At 63.5% G+C, this 17,131-nt stretch carries 18 protein-coding genes and 1 pseudogene; 7 read left to right on the top strand and 12 right to left on the bottom strand.

The window, feature by feature from the left end; genetic code table 11:
- Positions 1 to 37: 37 nt before the first annotated feature.
- The 4 genes and pseudogenes from ACIROY_RS05550 to ACIROY_RS05535 all read right to left on the bottom strand — a co-directional run bounded on the left by ACIROY_RS05550 (position 38) and on the right by ACIROY_RS05535 (position 2,714).
- Entirely contained in the window at positions 38 to 805 is a 768-nt protein-coding gene (locus ACIROY_RS05550; RefSeq protein WP_402340370.1) for an SDR family oxidoreductase, read from the bottom strand.
- Between the two features lie 46 nt (positions 806 to 851).
- Positions 852 to 1,643 (bottom strand): zinc-binding dehydrogenase, encoded by a 792-nt coding sequence (locus tag ACIROY_RS05545; RefSeq protein ID WP_402340367.1) that lies wholly within the window; start codon positions 1,641 to 1,643, stop codon positions 852 to 854.
- A pseudogene (locus ACIROY_RS05540) lies at positions 1,643 to 1,690 on the bottom strand (hypothetical protein); the annotation flags it as partial. The pseudogene ACIROY_RS05540 and the gene ACIROY_RS05545, both read right to left, overlap by 1 nt.
- 175 nt (positions 1,691 to 1,865) lie before the next feature.
- Entirely contained in the window at positions 1,866 to 2,714 is an 849-nt protein-coding gene (locus tag ACIROY_RS05535; RefSeq protein ID WP_402340364.1) for an alpha/beta fold hydrolase, read from the bottom strand.
- Between the two features lie 286 nt (positions 2,715 to 3,000).
- Between ACIROY_RS05535 and ACIROY_RS05530 the strand changes: the two genes are divergently transcribed.
- Entirely contained in the window at positions 3,001 to 3,621 is a 621-nt protein-coding gene (locus tag ACIROY_RS05530) for a CGNR zinc finger domain-containing protein (protein ID WP_402340361.1), read from the top strand.
- Positions 3,622 to 3,682: 61 nt separating this feature from the next.
- Complete coding sequence (locus ACIROY_RS05525) at positions 3,683 to 4,630, top strand: cupin-like domain-containing protein (RefSeq protein WP_402340358.1); 948 nt, start codon at positions 3,683 to 3,685, stop codon at positions 4,628 to 4,630.
- Between the two features lie 6 nt (positions 4,631 to 4,636).
- Here ACIROY_RS05525 and ACIROY_RS05520 read toward each other — a convergent pair whose 3' ends face one another.
- From ACIROY_RS05520 to ACIROY_RS05510, 3 genes are all read right to left on the bottom strand, one after another.
- The gene (locus tag ACIROY_RS05520; protein ID WP_402340355.1) at positions 4,637 to 6,058 is read right to left on the bottom strand and encodes a surface lipoprotein assembly modifier; all 1,422 of its coding nucleotides are present in this window, start codon (positions 6,056 to 6,058) and stop codon (positions 4,637 to 4,639) included.
- Position 6,059: 1 nt separating this feature from the next.
- Complete coding sequence (locus tag ACIROY_RS05515) at positions 6,060 to 7,523, bottom strand: hypothetical protein (protein WP_402340352.1); 1,464 nt, start codon at positions 7,521 to 7,523, stop codon at positions 6,060 to 6,062.
- Positions 7,524 to 7,706: 183 nt separating this feature from the next.
- Positions 7,707 to 8,333: a response regulator gene (locus tag ACIROY_RS05510; RefSeq protein WP_402340349.1), complete on the bottom strand. Its 627-nt coding sequence runs from the start codon at positions 8,331 to 8,333 to the stop codon at positions 7,707 to 7,709.
- Between the two features lie 112 nt (positions 8,334 to 8,445).
- On the opposite strand from ACIROY_RS05510, the gene ACIROY_RS05505 reads away from it, so the two are divergent.
- Positions 8,446 to 10,233, top strand: a complete 1,788-nt coding sequence (locus ACIROY_RS05505; protein WP_402340346.1) for an ATP-binding protein — start codon at positions 8,446 to 8,448, stop codon at positions 10,231 to 10,233.
- Positions 10,234 to 10,242: 9 nt separating this feature from the next.
- Here the strand turns inward: ACIROY_RS05505 and ACIROY_RS05500 are convergent, their stop codons facing one another.
- Positions 10,243 to 10,551 (bottom strand): putative quinol monooxygenase, encoded by a 309-nt coding sequence (locus ACIROY_RS05500; protein WP_402340343.1) that lies wholly within the window; start codon positions 10,549 to 10,551, stop codon positions 10,243 to 10,245.
- Positions 10,548 to 11,228 carry a type 1 glutamine amidotransferase domain-containing protein gene (locus ACIROY_RS05495; RefSeq protein WP_402340340.1) on the bottom strand — a complete coding sequence of 227 codons (681 nt, stop codon included), beginning with the start codon at positions 11,226 to 11,228 and terminating at the stop codon, positions 10,548 to 10,550. The genes ACIROY_RS05500 and ACIROY_RS05495 overlap by 4 nt, the downstream gene beginning before the upstream one ends.
- A gap of 122 nt (positions 11,229 to 11,350) precedes the next feature.
- Between ACIROY_RS05495 and ACIROY_RS05490 the strand changes: the two genes are divergently transcribed.
- A complete protein-coding gene (locus ACIROY_RS05490; protein ID WP_402277505.1) occupies positions 11,351 to 12,253 on the top strand; it encodes a LysR family transcriptional regulator in 903 nt (300 codons plus the stop codon).
- A 17-nt stretch (positions 12,254 to 12,270) separates the two neighbouring features.
- Here the strand turns inward: ACIROY_RS05490 and ACIROY_RS05485 are convergent, their stop codons facing one another.
- Positions 12,271 to 13,146, bottom strand: coding sequence for an AraC family transcriptional regulator (locus tag ACIROY_RS05485; RefSeq protein ID WP_402340337.1), 876 nt, complete (start codon positions 13,144 to 13,146; stop codon positions 12,271 to 12,273).
- 138 nt (positions 13,147 to 13,284) lie between these two features.
- On the opposite strand from ACIROY_RS05485, the gene ACIROY_RS05480 reads away from it, so the two are divergent.
- From ACIROY_RS05480 to ACIROY_RS05470, 3 genes are all read left to right on the top strand, one after another.
- Complete coding sequence (locus tag ACIROY_RS05480; protein WP_402340334.1) at positions 13,285 to 14,037, top strand: hypothetical protein; 753 nt, start codon at positions 13,285 to 13,287, stop codon at positions 14,035 to 14,037.
- A 75-nt stretch (positions 14,038 to 14,112) separates the two neighbouring features.
- Positions 14,113 to 14,658, top strand: coding sequence for a carboxymuconolactone decarboxylase family protein (locus ACIROY_RS05475; protein WP_402277511.1), 546 nt, complete (start codon positions 14,113 to 14,115; stop codon positions 14,656 to 14,658).
- A 92-nt stretch (positions 14,659 to 14,750) separates the two neighbouring features.
- Positions 14,751 to 15,014, top strand: coding sequence for a DUF2024 family protein (locus tag ACIROY_RS05470; RefSeq protein ID WP_402277513.1), 264 nt, complete (start codon positions 14,751 to 14,753; stop codon positions 15,012 to 15,014).
- Between the two features lie 16 nt (positions 15,015 to 15,030).
- Here ACIROY_RS05470 and ACIROY_RS05465 read toward each other — a convergent pair whose 3' ends face one another.
- Together ACIROY_RS05465 and ACIROY_RS05460 are read right to left on the bottom strand one after the other, a co-directional pair.
- On the bottom strand, positions 15,031 to 16,302 hold the full coding sequence (locus tag ACIROY_RS05465) for an HD-GYP domain-containing protein (protein WP_402277515.1): 1,272 nt from the start codon (positions 16,300 to 16,302) through the stop codon (positions 15,031 to 15,033).
- Positions 16,303 to 16,457: 155 nt separating this feature from the next.
- Positions 16,458 to 17,066: an FMN-dependent NADH-azoreductase gene (locus ACIROY_RS05460; RefSeq protein WP_402277517.1), complete on the bottom strand. Its 609-nt coding sequence runs from the start codon at positions 17,064 to 17,066 to the stop codon at positions 16,458 to 16,460.
- Positions 17,067 to 17,131 lie beyond the last annotated feature (65 nt).

Genomic DNA, 17,131 nt, shown 5'->3' with positions numbered 1-17,131 from the left:
CATCTCATGGAACAGGATGCGCCCCGTCTGCGCTGCCTCACATCGCCTTGATTTCCCCGCCATCCATGCGTATCGCCGAACCCGTCATCCACTTCGCGGCCGGCGATACCAGGAAGGCCATCAGCTCGCCGATTTCTTCCGGCTGGCCGTAGCGGCTGATGCCGGCCGCGTCCAGGAACTTCGATTTGGCTTCTTCCACCGACATGTCGTGCGCGGCCGACCATTTGCCGAGGAAGGATTCGCGCCGTCCGGTCATCACCGGACCGGGCAACACGCTGTTGACCTGCACGCCGTCCTCGATGCCGCGTTCGGCAAAGGCTTTCGCCAGCGAGACGATGGCGGCGTTGATCGCGGCCACGGCGGCAAACCCGGCCTTCGGCACCGCGGCGGAGTTGCCGGAGGTGACGATCACCGATCCCCGGCTGGCCTTCAGCGCTTCCCACGCGCGTATCGTCAGGCGGCGCGCGCCGTGGAATTTGAGCGACATGCCGGCATCCCACTGCGCGTCCGTCATCTGGAACAGGTCGATCTGCGGCACGTCGCCGGCGATGTTGACCAGCGCATCGATGCGGCCGAAGGCGTCGAGCGTCTTGCAAACCACCAGGTCGGGCGCGGCCGGCTCGCTCAGGTCGACGTCGATGACCAGCGCCTGCGCACCGGCCCTCTCCACTTCGGCGGCGGTCTCCGCCAGCTTTGCGGCATTTCTGGCGACCAGGACCACGACGCCGAAATCCTTGGCCAGACGAATTGCGGTGGCGCGGCCGATGCCTTGACTGGCGCCGGTGACGATGGCTGTTCTCTTCATGTTGTTCATCCTTGATGTGTGTTGATGTCTAAGTAGTTTGTATTGATCAGTCGACCAGCACGACCATCTTGCCGTTGGCCTGGTTGGCTTCCATCGCGCGATGCGCGGCATGGATCTCATCGAATTTGAATACCCGCGACGGCTTGGCCCGGTAGCGTCCCAGAGCGACGTCGCGCGCGATGGCCTGCAGCGGCACGTCCGACAGCGGGAATTGCGGATTGCCGAACACGAAGCTGCCGAAGAAGCTGAAGTGCACCCCGCTCGGCATCTGCAGCAGCGGATTGAAATCCGGCACCGGCGCCAGCCCGCCCAAAAATCCCGCCAGGCACACACGCCCGCCGCGCCGCACGATCGCCAGCGAATCCATCACGACGCTATTGCCGACCAGGTCCAGCACGGCGTCGACCTGCCCCGCTTCCGCCAGGCGCGCCGACAGCGACGGCCCTTCCAGTTCGACGCGCATCACGCCCAACGTTTCCAGCATGGCGAAACGCTCCTTGCTGCGGGTGGTGGCGATGACGTGCAAGCCCGCATTGACCGCCAGGTTGACCGCCGCCTGGCCGAACGACGAGGTCGCGCCGCGGATCAGCAGCGTCTGGCCTGCGCGGATCTCGAGGTTGCGGAACAGGCAGGTCCATGCGGTCGCATACGATTCGGGGATCGCCGCCAGCTCTTCCCACGGCAGGTCCGAATCGATGGCGACGACGTTGTCGACACGGGCGCGGGTGTACTCGGCATAGCTGCCGTTGACGGTGCGGCCGAGCCCCCCATCAGGGTTGCGACTTTCTGCCCGATGGCGAATTCGCCGCCCGGACAGGCCGCGACGATGCCCACGCATTCGATGCCGCTGACCGGCGCCGACTCGGCCCATTCGCCGCGGCGCATGTGCATTTCGGCGTGATTGATGCCGAAGGCCTTGACGCGGATGACGACGTGGCCGTGTTGCGGTTCCGGCTGCGGCAGGTCCTGATAGACCAGCCCTTCGACCGGACCGTATTGCTGGATGACGATGGCGCGCATGGCAAACCCTCTCTGATGTTTGTGAACGTGATGGATGCGCTTACAGGAAGGCGCGGATCTCGGCGGCGATCTCGGCCGCGTGCGTCTCGAGGGCGAAGTGGCCGGTATCGTAGAACACGATTCTTGCGCCCGGAATATCGCGCTTGAACGCCTCGGCGCCGGCCGGCAGGAAGAAGGGATCGTTGCGTCCCCACACCACCAGCACGGGCGGCTGATGCTTGCGGAAATAGGCCTGGAATTCGGCATAGCGCGCGACGTTGTCGGCGTAGTCCAGGAACAGGTCGAGCTGCACTTCATGCGCACCCGGCCGCGTCATGTAGAAGTCGTCGAGCGAATAACCGTCCGGCGACACCGCGTCAATCTCACTGACGCCATGCGTGTATTGCCACAGCGTGGCCTCCGGCGTTAGCAGTTGGCGCAGCGCGTCTCGGTTGGCCTGGTTGGGCGCCTGCCAGTATTGGCGGATCGGATTCCAGCCGTCGCTGAGTCCTTCCAGATAGGCGTTGCCGTTTTGCGTGACGATGGCGCTGATGCGTTCCGGATGCATGGTCGCCAGGCGCAGGCCGACCGGCGAACCGTAGTCGAACACGTAGATCGCGAAACGCTCCAGCTCCACCACTTCCGTAAAACGGGCGATCACCCGCGCCAGGTTTTCGAAGGTGTAGTCGAACTGCTCGCGCGGCGGCATCGCGGTCCGGCCGAATCCCGGCAAGTCGGGCGCCACCAGATGGAATTGTTCCGCCAGCAGCGGGATCAGGTCGCGGAACATGTGGCTGCTGCTGGGAAAGCCGTGCAGCAGCAACAGCGTCGGCTTGTCGCGCCGGCCCGCCTCCCGGTAAAACACTTCCAGACCATCCACTACCACTTTCTTGTTGCGTACTTTCTGCATAACGGGCTCCTCGAATTGAATAACTGGTTAAATTTCAATTTAAAGGTTACTTATTCATTTGTAACCTGTCAAACTATTTTTTAAAGGTTATTTAATCAGCCCATGGAAATTCCAGGAGTGGAGCGCATATCGATAGGGAGGACGCACTACTGCATGGATACGTCGGAATACGACGATAGCCTTCTGATGCGCTTCCTGGGTCTTCCCTTCAAGAGGCAGGTAACTTCTAATAAATCATTTATTAAGTTACTATTTGGGTAATCAAAGCACGAAAGGATGTCGCAACATGGACCAACAACTGCCGCCGCCGATGTTCCTGGCCGATGCTCTCGGCCTGGATTTTTTGAACTCCGTGGCCACGCCCGTCGACACGCCGGTCGAATGGCTGGGTTCGGGCAGGGATTTTCTGGCGTGGCTGAGCGCGGCGAAATTGGCGCCGGCATCGGTGCTGGAAGAATTTGCACGCAGCGCAGGTCCGGGCGAACTGGATGCGATCGCCGCACAGGCCAGAGGATTACGGGAGTGGTTCCGCGATTTTGTCGTGCGGCACAAAGGGCAGCCCTTGCCTGATTCGGTCGTCGCCGAACTGGAGCCGCTCAACCGTTTGCTGGCGCGCGATGAAGCTTTCGTGCAAATGGTGGCGAGTGACGGAAATGGCGTCGTCCGCAAGCAGGAGCGCCGCTGGCGCACGCCGGAGTCTTTGCTGCTGCCGCTGGCCGAGGCGATGGCGAACGTCGTCTGCGACGACAATTTCACCTACGTCAAAGCCTGCGAAGGCCCGGCCTGCACAATGCTGTTCCTGGACAGGACCAAGGGCCATGCGCGCCGCTGGTGCAGCATGGCCGTGTGCGGCAATCGCGCCAAGCAGGCGGCGCACCGGTCGCGCAAGAATGAGGGGAACGGGTAGCGGCCGCCGGCGATGGCCTTTCCATCTCCGCAACTGTTCGCCGCCAACAGAAAAACAGACCATGAGAAAAAACTCAACAGGTAGTCAGAAAGCACAGGAGGCCGCCCACCCGGCCCGGCTGTTGCCGCCGCGGCCGGAAACACCCTTGTCGCCGGAAGACGCGCTCGCCCGCAAACAGGCGCGCGAGCAGAAGGATGCAGAGGTGCGCGGCGTCGCCTCGATCGCGGCAATGCGCGACGCCATCAAACAGGCGAGTCGCTCTCTACCCGCCATTTCCGAAGTACCGCGCGTGGCTGCACTCGACGCCGCCGCCTTCAACGCGCTGGCGGCAAAAGGCCTGCCCTTCATCATCACCGGTCTGGTCGGCAAGTGGCCGCTGTGCGCGCTGACGCCGCAAGACCTGCGCGCAGAATTCGGCGAGTTGCCGGTGCGTGCGCGTGTCGGCGATTACGTCAACACCGCGTTCGCACCCGACCGCGCGATGCAGGACATGTCGCTGCGTGAATATCTTGATCTCACCGCCGGCACCGAGACAGATCCGGACTTGCCGCCCTACGTGGGCAACCTGGAAATGCGCCCGTTGAACCGGCTGTGCCACTGGCCGGCCTACTTCAAGAAGATGGGGCCGCCGCGCTTCTGGCTCGGGCCGGCGCGCACCGTGACGCCGCTGCATTGCGACTACGACGACAACATCTTTGCGCAGATTCGCGGCGTCAAACGCATCTTCCTGGCGCCGCCGCATCACGATGAATTCCTCTATCCGCGCGAAGCCAACGCCATCCTGTTCGGCTCGCCCTTCGATCCGGAAGCGCCGGACTTCGACCAGTTTCCGCTGGCGCGCCAGGCGGCGCTGACCGAATGCATCATGCAAGCCGGCGAGCTGCTGTACGTGCCGGCGGGCTGGTATCACCAGGTGCGCGCGCTGACGTTTTCACTGTCGGCCAATCGCTGGGCCCGGGCGCAACCGCTGGTGCTGCGCGACGAAGCTCCGACAGCAACGCATTTTTAACGTGCGTCAGAACTGCATCTGTACGCCCAGGTTGGCCATATTGCGGCGGAAATAGCCGTAGCCGATGTTGGAAGGATTATCGATGTGCGTGTACTGTGCGCGGATCACCATGTTGCGCCCGACATGGCGGCTGATGTCCCACAGTGCGGAAAGCGAACTGGTGATCTGCCGATCGGCGCGCGGCTGGTCAAACAAGGCCATGGCCTGGTCATAGCGCACATCGGTGTAGCTGACATTCGCGCCAAGCAGCACGTCGGAACAGATGCGATATTGCAGGTAAGCGCTGGGACCTGACAGGCGGCGCGAATACACCGTTTCACGCGCTTGTTCGCGCTGCCACAGGTACTCGCCGCCGACCAGCAGAGCGGGCGTCAACTGTGCGATGGCGCCCACGCCGCCTTGCCAGGCATCGGCATCGCGGCTGCTGTCGGTATGAACGATGCGTTTGGCGTAGCCGCCGGTGGCGGTCAGCGAGACTGTGTCGTTGACCGCACGGGCGACGCGCCCGACCATGCCCGGCGAAGTCTCCTGCAAACGCCCGTCCAGGCGGGTGTAACGCACGTTGGGCTGCAAGCTCGCGGACCAGGCCTTGTCGCTGTAGATCAGCGCACTTGCCAGCGTGGTGCTGTCATTGTTGTAGTCCTGCCGATCAAAGTAGCCGGTGCCGGACCATGCCGCCTGGAACAGTAGCGAGAAGCGCTCGTCGAGCCGCACTGCATAGCTGCCGTTGAGCCCCAGCGCGGCGCCCGCAGACTTGCGCGGCATGGCGTCCGCCACCAGGTCGAAGGTGATCGGAATGCCGCCGAGGACGGCCGGCACACTGCGCGACACCGGACCGGCATTGGTGTTGTCATCCCAGGTCAGGCCCATGTACGCCTGCAACGCCCAGGGCTTGTCGCGTGAGCCGAGGCTGGCCGACACCGGATCATTGGGCCGCAGTTGCGCCGTCAATTGATCCAGCATGACGCGCGCCTGGCCTTCGCTGGCGTCGGCCGCCTGACTGAGCAAGGACGCGGCGTCCACCCGTCGGCCGCCGGCCAGATACAGACCGGCCAGTTCGACCTTGGGCGCGGCGGCGGCAGGCGCCAGCGCGATCGCGCGGCGATAGTATTGCTCGGCCTGCTCGCGCTCCTGCTTGGCGCTGGAACAGCGTCCCAGCAGCAGCATGCGCTCGGCCTCGGTATCGTCCTGCGGCAGCGTGTTGACCAACAGCGCGCAGGCGAGGTCTGGACGTTTTTCGGCCAGGGCGCGACGCGCAAACGCCAGTTCCAGTGCGTTCTGTTCACGCAGCGCCGCCTGCTGTTCGCGGGGCTCGGCAGTGCCCTGTGCATGAGCCGGATTGCCTGCCGCGAAGCTCAGGCACAGCGCGACGCACAAGGCGCGCGACGTGGCGCGACGCCGGAACGGGGCGGAAGAGAATGAGTTCATGTCAGCGCTGCGCCTTGAAGGAACCGGATCCGGTCAGCGTGGCGCCGGCGTTCTGCATGGACCAGCTGCCCGCCAGCTGCTCAGCCGCCGGGCCATAAAAGCGCCCGTTCATCACGAAGCCCGTGACCGCCTGTCCCGCGTAGGTGCCGGACATGGCGCCGCCGACAAAACCGCCCATCAGCGTCAGCGTGAAGGACGTTCCTCCGAGGCCGTTGGCGAAGGTGATGGTGCCAGGCACCGACGGTGCGCCGCCCCTGATCGTCGCGAAATCGACCTGCGCCTGGAATGTACCGGTCACGCCTGCGCCCACGCTGGCGGAGCCGGTCACCGGGCCGGTGTATGTGGCCTGCATGGAAGTCGGAAAGCTTGCCAGCGGCGTGACCAGGTTGGCCGTGACGTAACTGAAGGCCTGCTGTTGTGCGGCAGTCACTGCACTCTGCTGCTGTTGCTGTTGCAGTGCGCTCTGTACGGCGCCACCGGCGTCGCTGCTGCTCGACACCGCTGCCCCCAGCGCCGCGGCGACGGCGGCGACACCTGTAGATATCCCCGCGATACCTGTTGCGGTGACGCCCGCGGACGGCATCGTGGCCTCGGGCGGAATTGAACCGGTCGGCGCCGGGCCGGTAACGGCGGTGCCGACGGCAGACGCAACGATTTGCGCCTGCGCATCGCGGTTACCCTGTCCGGAAGCCAGATGGATCGCGACGTCGCCGGTTGTCGTCAGTGCAGAGGAAGACTTGCCATTGCCGGGGTCAAGCAGTGCCAGTAACTGCTGCCTTGGCGGCGACACGATCTTGCCGTCGGGCGTGGCCGATGGCTGCGATTTCGCCTGCTGCTGTCCTGTCTTGGTCTGGAGCTCCTGCTTCGCTTGCTCTTCCTGTTTCATCTTTTGCTGCAGCAACTCCAGTTGCTCCTTGCGCCCCAGCGCCTGCTTGGACAGTTGCTGCTGCTCCTTCACCGCCTGTTCTTTGGCTGTCAGCTGCTGCTTTGTCTGCTGCTCCTGGTTTGTCTGCTGCTCCTGGTTTGTCTGCTGCTCCTGCTTTGTCTGCTGCTCCTGCTTTGTCTGCTGCTCCTGCTTTGTCTGCTGCTCCTGCTTTGTCTGCTGCTCCTGGTTTGTCTGCTCTTGTTTCACCTGCTCTTGTTTCACCTGCTCTTGTTTCACCTGCTCTTGTTTCACCTGCTCTTGTTTCACCTGCTCTTGCCGCTTTATCTTTTGCTCCAGCTGCTGCAATTGTTCCTTGCGCTCCTGCTCCTGCTTCGTCAATTGCTGCTGTTCCTGCCTGGTCTGTTCCTGCTGCAGTTGCGGTTGCTGACCGGAATCAGCATTCTGAATGGTGGTGCGCTGCTGCTGAACCAGCAACATGACTGAGGCCAGATCCATTGGTTCGATGTTGACGCCCGACACCCCCGCCGGCAGTTGCGCCTGTGCGCCGGGCGCCAGCAGCATCAGCGGCAGACCGATCATTGCGGGAAGTCGATGTGCAACGCTGCGGCTACGCTGCAAACGGATACGCGATGGATGGTTTCCTGGCATGCTTACCCCCTGGATTGCCGGTGATCACGGCATTGTTTTCTGTGGGCATCATGCTAAGACCGGGTGGGCCGGCGGTAAATACTGCATCTGTAGTATTTGCCTCCACCACGGCTGCTAAGGCGGGGGGCGGAACAAGTTGCTGCGCAAGGCGTAGGCGGTGACTTCGGCGACGTTGTGCAGCGATAGTTTTCCCATGAGATTCTGGCGATGCTTGCGCACCGTCAACACCGAAAGATGGAGTCTGTCCGCGATGTCGCTGCTGGAAGCGCCATGGGCGATGAGGGCGAGGATTTCCTGTTCACGCGCGGTGATGGGCGCCGGCGCCGGCGACGACGGCAAATCCGCCATGCCGTTGAGACCCTTGCTGAGGTAGACGATGCCCGACAGCACCAGGGAAATCGCGTGCAACAATTCATCGGCGTTTTCATGCTTGAGCACGTAACCGTCGGCGCCAGCCTCGAAAGCCGCGCGCACCGAGGCCGGCCCGGGGCTGCCGGTGAGGATCAGCACGCGCACGGCCGGCGTGGATGTCTTGATGCGGCGGGTCAGCTCGAGGCCATGCAGGCCGGGCAGGTCGAGGTCGAGCAGCAGCAGGTCCGGTTGATGCTCGCGCAGCAGACGCTCGACGTCGCCGCCATCACCGGTATCGGCCACCACGCTCAGATTCGGCCGCGTCGAGATGAGCAATTTGAGACCGTCGCGAATGATCGCGTGGTCTTCGGCCAGCACTATGTTTTTCATTCCCGCGATCCCCTTGCAATGCAGCGTGCACCCCATCAGATCGCCGATATTACAGTAAACTGCATTGCAACCCGGCAAGCCTGCCGCCCTGAGCCAACGGCATCCAACGACAATGACGCGCCTGCTCCCCACCCAAGACCGGTCGGTGTATCTGGAACTGGTCAACACACTGTATCGCCAGTCGCCGCCGATTTTTCTCGGCAACGCTGCGGTTGCCGGCCTGACAATTTTCCTGCTGTGGAAGGAAGTGGCCCATGCCGCGTTGCTGGGCTGGGCGGCGGCCATTTATCTGCTCACCGCGCTGCGCATCGTGCTGGTGTGGCGCGATCGCCGCAGCCTGGGCACTGCGGCAGAGGCGTCTGCGTCGCGCCGCTGCTGGCGCTACGTGGCCTGGGCGGGTGTATCCGGCTGCCTGTGGGGCGCGATGGGACTGCTGTTTTTCTCTCCCGACAATACCATCGTGACCGTCTACATCTGCATCGTGCTGGCCGGCATGACCGGCGGTTCGGTGGCGTCGCTGTCGTCATTCTGGCCGGCCTATTACGTCTACGCCCTGCCGACGGTGCTGCCATTCGCCATGCGCTCGTTCGCGCATGGCACTCATCTGTTTTCGGTGCTTGGCGTGCTGTCGCTGTTCCTGCTGGGCGTCAACCTGGCGTATAGCCGGGTGATCCAGCGCACCGTGCGCGACGCCATTGCGCTGCGCTTCGAGAACAACGCCCTGATCCGCCAGCTCACCGAAGAGAAAGAACGCGCCGAGCAAGCCAACCGCAGCAAGTCGCAGTTCCTCGCCGCGGCCAGCCACGACCTGCGCCAGCCGGCGCACGCGCTCGGCCTGTATATCGCCACGCTGCGCACGGTGGCCCAGGCGCCGCACATCGAACCCGGCATGGTCGACATGCTGGCCGGCCGATTGCAGTCGGCGCTCACCGGCATGTCGCAATTGCTCAATGTGCTGCTGGATATTTCGCGCCTCGATGCGGGCGTGATCCGCATCGAGAAACGCCGCTTCGGCCTGCAGGAAACCTTCACGCTGCTGTCCAACCAGTTCGCCCAGGTTGCCGCCGCCAAGGGACTGCTACTCAAGGTCAGGCCGACCACGGCCTGGCTCGACACCGATCCGGTCTTGCTGCACAACGTCCTGGCCAACCTGCTTTCCAACGCCGTGCGCTATACCGAAAACGGCAAGATCCTGCTGGCCTGCCGGCGCAGGAGCAACGATATGCTGGAGATCTGCGTGATCGACACCGGCGTGGGCATCGCCGCCGATCAGTTCGGGCACATCTTCCACGAGTTCTATCAGGTCCAGAACATTGCCCGCGACCGCGAACAAGGTCTGGGACTGGGACTGGCGATCGTGCAGCGCACCGCCGAGCTGATCGATGCGCGCGTCGACCTGCGCTCTGCACCGGGAAAAGGGTCGTGCTTCTCGTTGCACCTGCGCAGCCTGCGCGACACCCGGCAGGCGGACATCCCGCCTGCTTTCGTGGCGCCGCTTGTTGTTGCCTCAACTGCGCCGGACGCCACCGTACTGGTGGTCGACGACGACAAGCAAGTGCTCGACAGCATGCAGATCCTGTTGCGCAGCTGGGGCTACAAGGTGCTCGCCGCGCGTTCGCTGGAGCGAGCGCTGGAGGCCCTGGACGCAGCGGACGACGACGCGCGCCGACCGGACCTGGTGATCAGCGACTTCCGCCTGGCCGCCGACGTCACCGGCATCGACGTCATCCACGCCGTCTTTCATGCCACGGGCCGCGAGGTCCCCGCCATCATCGTCACCGGCGACACCTCGCCGCAAGGCATCGCACTGGCCAGCGCCAGCGGCTATCAGGTGCTGCACAAGCCGCTGGATCCGCAACAACTGCGCGCAGCCATCTCGCAGTTGCTGATGGCGGACTGATCCCGCGCATCAACCGGCATCGCGCGCCTGCAACAACTGCACGCGACGATCGGTCAGCAAGGGCAGCACGCGTCCCACCACCAGCTCCTGATAATGCGCCGACGCCTTGTGCGCATCGAGTGCCGCCTGGTCCTGGTAACGCTCGACCAGCAAGATGCTGCGCGGCACGTCCACGCTCTGGTACACCTCGTAAGCCAGGCAACCCGGCTCGGCCAGCGACTTCGGACGCAGTTCGGCGATCAGCGCGAGCACGTCGCCGTGCGCTCCGCTGGCGGGTTGCCAGCGGGCCACCACCGTGATTTCATTGGCGGCGCTCATTGTGCTGCTCCGTTCAATGCAGCGACGATCGCTTCAGCGAGGGGGCCGCCCGAGGCCGGATTCTGGCCGGTCAGCAGACGACCGTCGACCACCACGTGGGAGTGCCAGTCGTCGGCCGCCACGTACTCGGCGCCTTCGGCGCGCAATGCATCCTCGAGCAGGAACGGCACGTCGGCCTGGGCGTAGCCGGCTTCTTCATGGTTGGAGAAGGAAGTCAGCTTGCGCCCGCGCAGCAGCGGCGTGCCGTCTTCCAGCGTGACGCCGAGGAAGGCGGCCGGACCGTGGCAGACTGCGGCGACGATCTTGCGGGCGTTCCAGGCGCGGGCGATCACGCGCTTGACTTCCGGATCGGTGGCGATGTCGCCCATCGGGCCGAGGCCGCCGGGGAAGAAGATCGCGTCGTAGTCCAGCACGTCGACTTCGGACAACTTGCGGCTGTGCGCCATGCGGCGGATGGCGGCGCTGTTGCGGAACGCCAGCTGGGCCGGATCGTTGGCGTCGTAGCCGTCTTCCGGCGGCGTACCGCCCAGCGGCGATGCATATTCGACGGCGATGCCCGCGTGATTGAAGACTTCGTACGGATGGGCGACTTCCGGGAAAAAGTAACCGGTAGCACGCTTGTTCGGACCGATCTCGGCTGTGTTTGTCAAAATAAACAGTACATGTTGAACGCTCATGGCAATCTCCTTGTTCCAAAAAACCGAGACATTTCGGCTGAGAAGAACGATATCAAGGAGAACAGGCGTCCGGTAGCACCGCCAATGATGACGCAGTGTCAAACAATATAATACAATCAGACATGGATAACCCCTCCCCCATCCTCGATGAACTGCGCGCCATGGCGATCTTTGCGACCGTCGTGCGCAGCGGCAATTTCGCCGCCGGCGCGCGTGCTCTGGGCTTGACCCGCGCCGTCGTCAGCCACCATATCCGCGCACTGGAAGCCAAACTCGGCGTGCCGCTGGCCCTGCGCAGTACGCGCAGTTTCAGTCTGACGCCGGCCGGGGAAGCCTTCCGCGTGCATTGCGAGCGCCTGCTCGACGAAGCCCACGACGGCATCCGCGGCATGGAGCTGCTGCGCGCCGAGCCGCGCGGCGAAGTGCGCATCACCTGCTCGCATCACTTCGGCAACAAACGCATCCTGCCGGCCTTGCTAGCGTTCCGCCGACGTTATCCGGCCATCCGCCTGCAGGTGGCGATGAACGACGCCAATGTCGATCTGGCGAATCAGGGCATCGAACTGGCGGTGCGCGCCGGACCGCTGGCCGACTCGTCGCTGGTGGCGCGCCGCCTGGTGCGCGAGCCGACCATGCTGTGCGCGGCGCCGGCCTACCTGCGCCGTCATCGTGCGCCGGCGTCGGTAGCCGAACTGGAGCAGCATCGCTGGGTGATCTATCCGCCGGGGCAGAAGGCGCTGACCGTGCGTGCCGGCGGCGAAAGCATCGAAGTCGCCGTGCAAGGCGACCTGGTGACCGACAGCGCCACCTCGCGGCTGGCCTTCGTGCTCGCCGGCGAAGGCATTGCGCGGCTGCCGGCGTACGACGCCGGCGCGCTGCTGGCGTCAGGGGAACTGGTGCAGGTGCTGCCGGAAGTCGAAACCGCGCCGCTGGAAATCTTCCTGGTCCACTCGCAGCGGGTCGGACCGAGCGCGCGCTTGCTGCGCGACTTCCTGCTGGAGACGGCGCGCGATAATACCTGGTGAACGCCCTCTACCCTGCTCTATTTCTCTTCGGCCTGCCGTTGCGCCAGCCACTCGCGCGGCGACATCCCCATACGTTGCGTGAACACGCGCGATAAGGCCGAGGCGTTGGCGTAGCCGAGTTCGGGTGCGATCAACTTCACTGCGCATCCATTGCGCAACTGCTTCCTCGCCAGCGTCATGCGCCAGTCGGTCAGGTAGTCAGCCGGCGCCACTCCCACCACCTGTTTGAAACGACTGGCGAACGCGCTGCGCGACATGCTCGCCTGCTCGGCCAGGGATTCCAGCGACCACGGCAAATGCGGACTGTCGTGCATGGCGGTCAAGGCTCGCGCCAGCCGCGGATCGGCCAGGCCGGACACCAGTCCGATCGACACGCCGCCTTCCTGCCCGTGATCGAGCAGCCAACGCAACAACTGCAACAACACCACTTCAAACAGCCGGTCGGCGATCAGGCGATGGCCGCAACGCACCTGGTCGGCTTCCTGGAACAGCAAATCCAGTACCCCCGCCAACGCCGGCACGCTCGCCAGCGGCAACACGATCAGCGGCGGCAAGGCGCGCACCAGCGGATGACCGGCGCCGCCTTCGAAGTGCACCGACGCGCAGGTGAAATCGGCGCCGTCGCGCGGCGCATTGTGGAAGCGATGCGTCAGCGGCTGCGGATAGAAAAAAAGGGTCGGCTCGGTCGCTTCAATCCGGCGCACCACCCCGGCGCCCTGGCTGTGCGTAACCACCATCTCACCCTGCCGCAGCACATGGAAAAAGCCTCGGCCCGGTTGCGCATCAAAGGTGCTGACGCCGCACAGCGCGCCGGTATGGAACAGCCGCGCGGAGACCGGGAACTGCTCCAGCAGCGAAGAAAGCCGATCCAGCGGCGGTGTTGTGTCAGCCATGATATTGGACGAATAGATATGTTGTAACGACGATTTGATACCAATTGTAGCGCCAGCGGCTGCAAACTTCTTCCTGTGCTCACTTCCGTGAGCCCACAAACACCCAATCCGGATCAACCCATTTACCGAGACATTCCCATGACATTGCATCCAAGCTTCCGGCGCATCACGATAGCGCTGGCCTGCACCGGCCTGAGCCAGCTGGCCGCAGCGCACGGCACCGGCCACGGCGATCACAGTGACCATAGCGGCGGCATCCAGAGCGCTGCCGCCACCAAAGTGAAAGCGCCATTCGACATCGTCCATACGCGCATCACCACCGAAGGCAACATCGCCACGTTCCACATCGCGGTATCCGGCAAAGCCGGCGCCAGCAAGCCGGGCAAGACCGGCAAGCTGGCCGGCAGCAAAGTGTTTTCCTATGTCTGGCCGACCACCATGGATCCGTCCGTGGTCGGCTTCGAGGCCAAGAGCGGCATCCTCGCCTTCGCCGTCACCAGCCATCCCGATTTCAACGACACCCCCTTGTTCGCGGGCAGCGGCGGCGACTGGCATTCGCACTGGGTGGTGCTGCAACCCGATGACGCCTGCGGCAAGGGCGCGCTGAAGGTCGTGGATATTCCTGAAGGCGCCAAACCCAAGCTGCCCAAGACCTGGCCCGGCCTGCCCCTGCTGATCGACAGCCCGGGCTGGAATCCGGTCTTCAAGGGCAATACGCTGGAAGTCAAAGTGCCCTTCGACGACATCGGCGTGGTGAAAACCGCCGCCTTCGACGGCGTCACCGCCGGCCTGCGTGTCAATGCCAGCGTTCATAGCCCTTTGCTGTGCGTGGCCGACGTCTTCAAGGTCGCCTCCGGCAATTTGTCCCTGCCGGGCAAAGTCGATCAGTGATGCAGTAGCGCAGTAACGCAATCACCCCTGGCGAGCACATCGCCGCCTCTTCATTTTTTAACAAAGGAAAACACCATGTCCCGCGTACCACTCATCAATCCCGCCGACACCACCGCCAATCGCCAGTCACTGCTGACGCAGATCAACAAGGCCTTCGGCGCCACGCCCAACATGTTCAAGGCGGTGGCGAATTCTCCTGCTGCGCTCAAGAGCATGTGGGGCGCGTTCGGCGCGCTCGGTTCGGGCGTGCTCGGCGCCAGACTGGGCGAGCAGATCGCCGTCGCCATCGCCGAGCGCAATCGCTGCGAATACTGCCTGGCTGCGCATACGGTGCTAGGCAAAGGCGCCGGCGTCAGCGCGGCGCAGATGTCGGCCGCGCAAGCCGGCCAATCCGACGATCCGAAAACCGCGGCGGCGCTGACGTTTGCCTTGAAGGTCGTCGGCAATCGCGGCCAGTTGGCCGACGGTGATGTGACGGCCTTGCGCGCCGCCGGTTTCGACGATGAACACATCGTCGAAATCCTCGCCCACGTGGCGCTGAACATCTTCACCAACTACGTCAACGTGGCGTTCGACGTGCCGGTGGACTTCCCGAAAGTAGCGCTGAACCCGGCGGCCTGATGTCATGCCGTTTCGAGCCGGCGTCAAGGAGCAAGCTCAAGGCCCGGCGTCGGAACGGCAGTCTTCAATGGAAAAGAAAAGGATGGAAAGCGATGCAGATTTCAGTCTATGACACCTACGTGCAACGCCCGGACGGACGGCGCATGCATTTCGATATCCTGGTGCCGGCCGATGTCAAGGATCAGGAAACCGTGCTGCAATACGGCCGCACCTACCTGGCGGCGAAAGGATTGCAACCGACGCATCTGACGGTGGAGAAATGCAACTATTGCCACATGGAGTCGGCCACGGCGCTGGTGGAGCAAGAGGTTGCGGCGCGCGGCTTCGCGATCCTCGAAATGGAAAACTGCGCCTGACCCGGGCCCGGCTGGCTTATCGCGGTTGCAGCGGGGTCGGTTGCATCCACAGCTTGTTGAGGCCGTTGTACTTCAGCCATTCCTCGCCGCCACGCTGGAGAATGCTGTCGGTCGCCGCCGGGTCGGACAGGTCGATGACTTCCGAGTCGACGATGTCGCCGTTGCTGTCGTAGCGGAACGCCTTCACCACCGGTTTGGTCAGTCCGGCCGCACTCTGGCGAATCACCAGCCCGAGGCGGCCGGATTCCATTTTCAGCAGCGAGCCGATCGGATAGATGCCCAGCGTCTTGACGAAGGCCGACAGCAGGGTCTTGTCGAAATGGCCGCTCCAGGACGACATGGCCGTCAGCGACTCGGCCGGATCCCAGCCCTTCTTGTACGGACGGTCGGAAGTCACGGCATCGTAGACGTCGCAAATCGCCGCCATGCGCGAGAGCAGCGAAATGCCGGCGCCGCTGAGGCCGTCGGGATAGCCGGTGCCGTTGATTTTTTCGTGGTGGTGCAGGCACACCTCGATGGCGTATTGCGGGATGTTGGAATTCTTGATCAGGTGGTTGTAGCCGAGCACCGGGTGGCGCCGCACGATGTCGATTTCGGCCGGGGTCAGGCCGCCCGGCTTGTGCAGGATAGGCACCGGGATGAAGGCCTTGCCGACGTCATGCAGCAAGCCCGCCAGGCCGGCTTCCTTGCAGGCGGCTTCATCCATGCCGATGGTGCGGCCCAGCGCCACCATCAGCGTGCAGACCGCCACCGAATGCATGTAGGTGTAATCGTCGGCCAGCTTGAGCCGCACGATGCTGGTCATGGCGGCGGCGTTGCGCAGAATGGACGCCGTCACCTGGTCGACCAGGTCCATGCAGCGGTCCATGTCGATGACGCGGCCCATGCGGATGTCGGCGAACATGGCCTTGGTGGTGTCCTTGGCGGTCTCGCACAAGCGTTGCGCCTGCTCCAGCTCTTCGAAGAAAGGATCGGCGCCGACCATGGCCGGCAGTTCGTCGCGCAAACCCGGCGCGGTTTCAACAACTGCGGATTCCGCTACGGATTCCGGTGCAGATTCCGCCTCGACTTCTTCCGCTTCCGGCTCTGCCACGGTGACGTCCTTGCCCTGTTCAACGTCGATCCAGCAATACGTAATGCCGCTGGCGCGCGCCTGTTGCAAATGGGCAGTATCTTTCAGCAGGAAGCGATTTTTCCAGAATGGATGGTCCAGCCATGCGGCTTCGAAGCCGCAAAAATACATTCCCAATTCGAGTTCGTCGACTTTGATCTTTTTCAAAAGGCTCATGTTTCTGCAATCTGCTCAGGCTAGGGCGAATGACGGTGCTGTTTAGCGTTGTTTATCTCTCCGGCCCAAATAGTATTGCAAACATGTAAAACGTGACTCTTTTTTTTGCCTCTTGTTAAAAATGAAATAGTTATCGGAGCAAGATCAACACAGGATCAGGCGAAGTGAGTCCGCAGCGCCAAGTCCGCTTCCGCCCTGGCCTGCGCCAGCGCATTCGGGCCGAAAGCCGTCCCCTGCACCGAGAAAAAGCGCAGGTCGTGCAGGCCGATCGAGGCCAGGATGGTCTTCAGGTAAGTCGTCAGAAAGTCAGGCTGGCGCGCGCGTTCGCCGGCGTACACGCCGCCCGACGCCACGGCGATGTACACCGGCCGGTCGCGCAGCGTGCCGATCTTGCCCTGCGGCGTGACGTCAAAGGTGCGGCGGATGCGCACCACATGGTCGATCCATGCCTTCAATGCTGACGGCACCGTCAGGTTATGCATCGGCGTGCTGATGAGCACGACGTCGGCTTGCTCCAGTTCGCGGATCAGTTGCTCCGAGCGGGAGATCGAACCCTCCGCGGAAAAACCCGACGGTTCCTGCGCCGCACCGAGCACGGCCGCATAGTTGCCGTCGACATGGGCCACCTCGCCCTCGGCGGCGTTGCGGTGGACTACCGTCAGCGCCGGCGTGCGGCCCTGCAGGAAGCCGATGATTTTCTGCGAGAGCCGGTAGCTCTCGGATTCTTGCCCGCGCGGGCTGCAGCTGAGATGCAATATGTTCATGGTCGATCCATTCGAGGTTTGTGAGGTTGGGGAGCTTCCAAGCCGGAGGTAATTGGAAGTAACTG

It is taken from the genome of Herbaspirillum sp. NPDC101396 (genome assembly GCF_044767365.1).
Taxonomy (GTDB): Bacteria; Pseudomonadota; Gammaproteobacteria; order Burkholderiales; family Burkholderiaceae_D; genus Herbaspirillum.
This window is presented reverse-complemented; position numbering and strand designations above follow the sequence as displayed.

Excerpts from the sequence above, each read along its gene's own strand:
- ACIROY_RS05480 (WP_402340334.1), top strand. The coding sequence starts at position 13,285 with ATGACATTGCATCCAAGCTTCCGGCGCATCACGATAGCGCTGGCCTGC.
- ACIROY_RS05500 (WP_402340343.1), bottom strand. The coding sequence starts at position 10,551 with ATGAGCGCCGCCAATGAAATCACGGTGGTGGCCCGCTGGCAACCCGCC.
- ACIROY_RS05550 (WP_402340370.1), bottom strand. The coding sequence starts at position 805 with ATGAAGAGAACAGCCATCGTCACCGGCGCCAGTCAAGGCATCGGCCGC.
- ACIROY_RS05465 (WP_402277515.1), bottom strand. The coding sequence starts at position 16,302 with ATGAGCCTTTTGAAAAAGATCAAAGTCGACGAACTCGAATTGGGAATG.
- ACIROY_RS05515 (WP_402340352.1), bottom strand. The coding sequence starts at position 7,523 with ATGATCGGTCTGCCGCTGATGCTGCTGGCGCCCGGCGCACAGGCGCAA.
- ACIROY_RS05505 (WP_402340346.1), top strand. The coding sequence starts at position 8,446 with ATGACGCGCCTGCTCCCCACCCAAGACCGGTCGGTGTATCTGGAACTG.
- ACIROY_RS05545 (WP_402340367.1), bottom strand. The coding sequence starts at position 1,643 with ATGCGTGGGCATCGTCGCGGCCTGTCCGGGCGGCGAATTCGCCATCGG.
- ACIROY_RS05525 (WP_402340358.1), top strand. The coding sequence starts at position 3,683 with ATGAGAAAAAACTCAACAGGTAGTCAGAAAGCACAGGAGGCCGCCCAC.
- ACIROY_RS05470 (WP_402277513.1), top strand. The coding sequence starts at position 14,751 with ATGCAGATTTCAGTCTATGACACCTACGTGCAACGCCCGGACGGACGG.
- ACIROY_RS05535 (WP_402340364.1), bottom strand. The coding sequence starts at position 2,714 with ATGCAGAAAGTACGCAACAAGAAAGTGGTAGTGGATGGTCTGGAAGTG.
- ACIROY_RS05530 (WP_402340361.1), top strand. The coding sequence starts at position 3,001 with ATGGACCAACAACTGCCGCCGCCGATGTTCCTGGCCGATGCTCTCGGC.
- ACIROY_RS05510 (WP_402340349.1), bottom strand. The coding sequence starts at position 8,333 with ATGAAAAACATAGTGCTGGCCGAAGACCACGCGATCATTCGCGACGGT.
- ACIROY_RS05520 (WP_402340355.1), bottom strand. The coding sequence starts at position 6,058 with ATGAACTCATTCTCTTCCGCCCCGTTCCGGCGTCGCGCCACGTCGCGC.
- ACIROY_RS05490 (WP_402277505.1), top strand. The coding sequence starts at position 11,351 with ATGGATAACCCCTCCCCCATCCTCGATGAACTGCGCGCCATGGCGATC.
- ACIROY_RS05485 (WP_402340337.1), bottom strand. The coding sequence starts at position 13,146 with ATGGCTGACACAACACCGCCGCTGGATCGGCTTTCTTCGCTGCTGGAG.
- ACIROY_RS05460 (WP_402277517.1), bottom strand. The coding sequence starts at position 17,066 with ATGAACATATTGCATCTCAGCTGCAGCCCGCGCGGGCAAGAATCCGAG.
- ACIROY_RS05475 (WP_402277511.1), top strand. The coding sequence starts at position 14,113 with ATGTCCCGCGTACCACTCATCAATCCCGCCGACACCACCGCCAATCGC.
- ACIROY_RS05495 (WP_402340340.1), bottom strand. The coding sequence starts at position 11,228 with ATGAGCGTTCAACATGTACTGTTTATTTTGACAAACACAGCCGAGATC.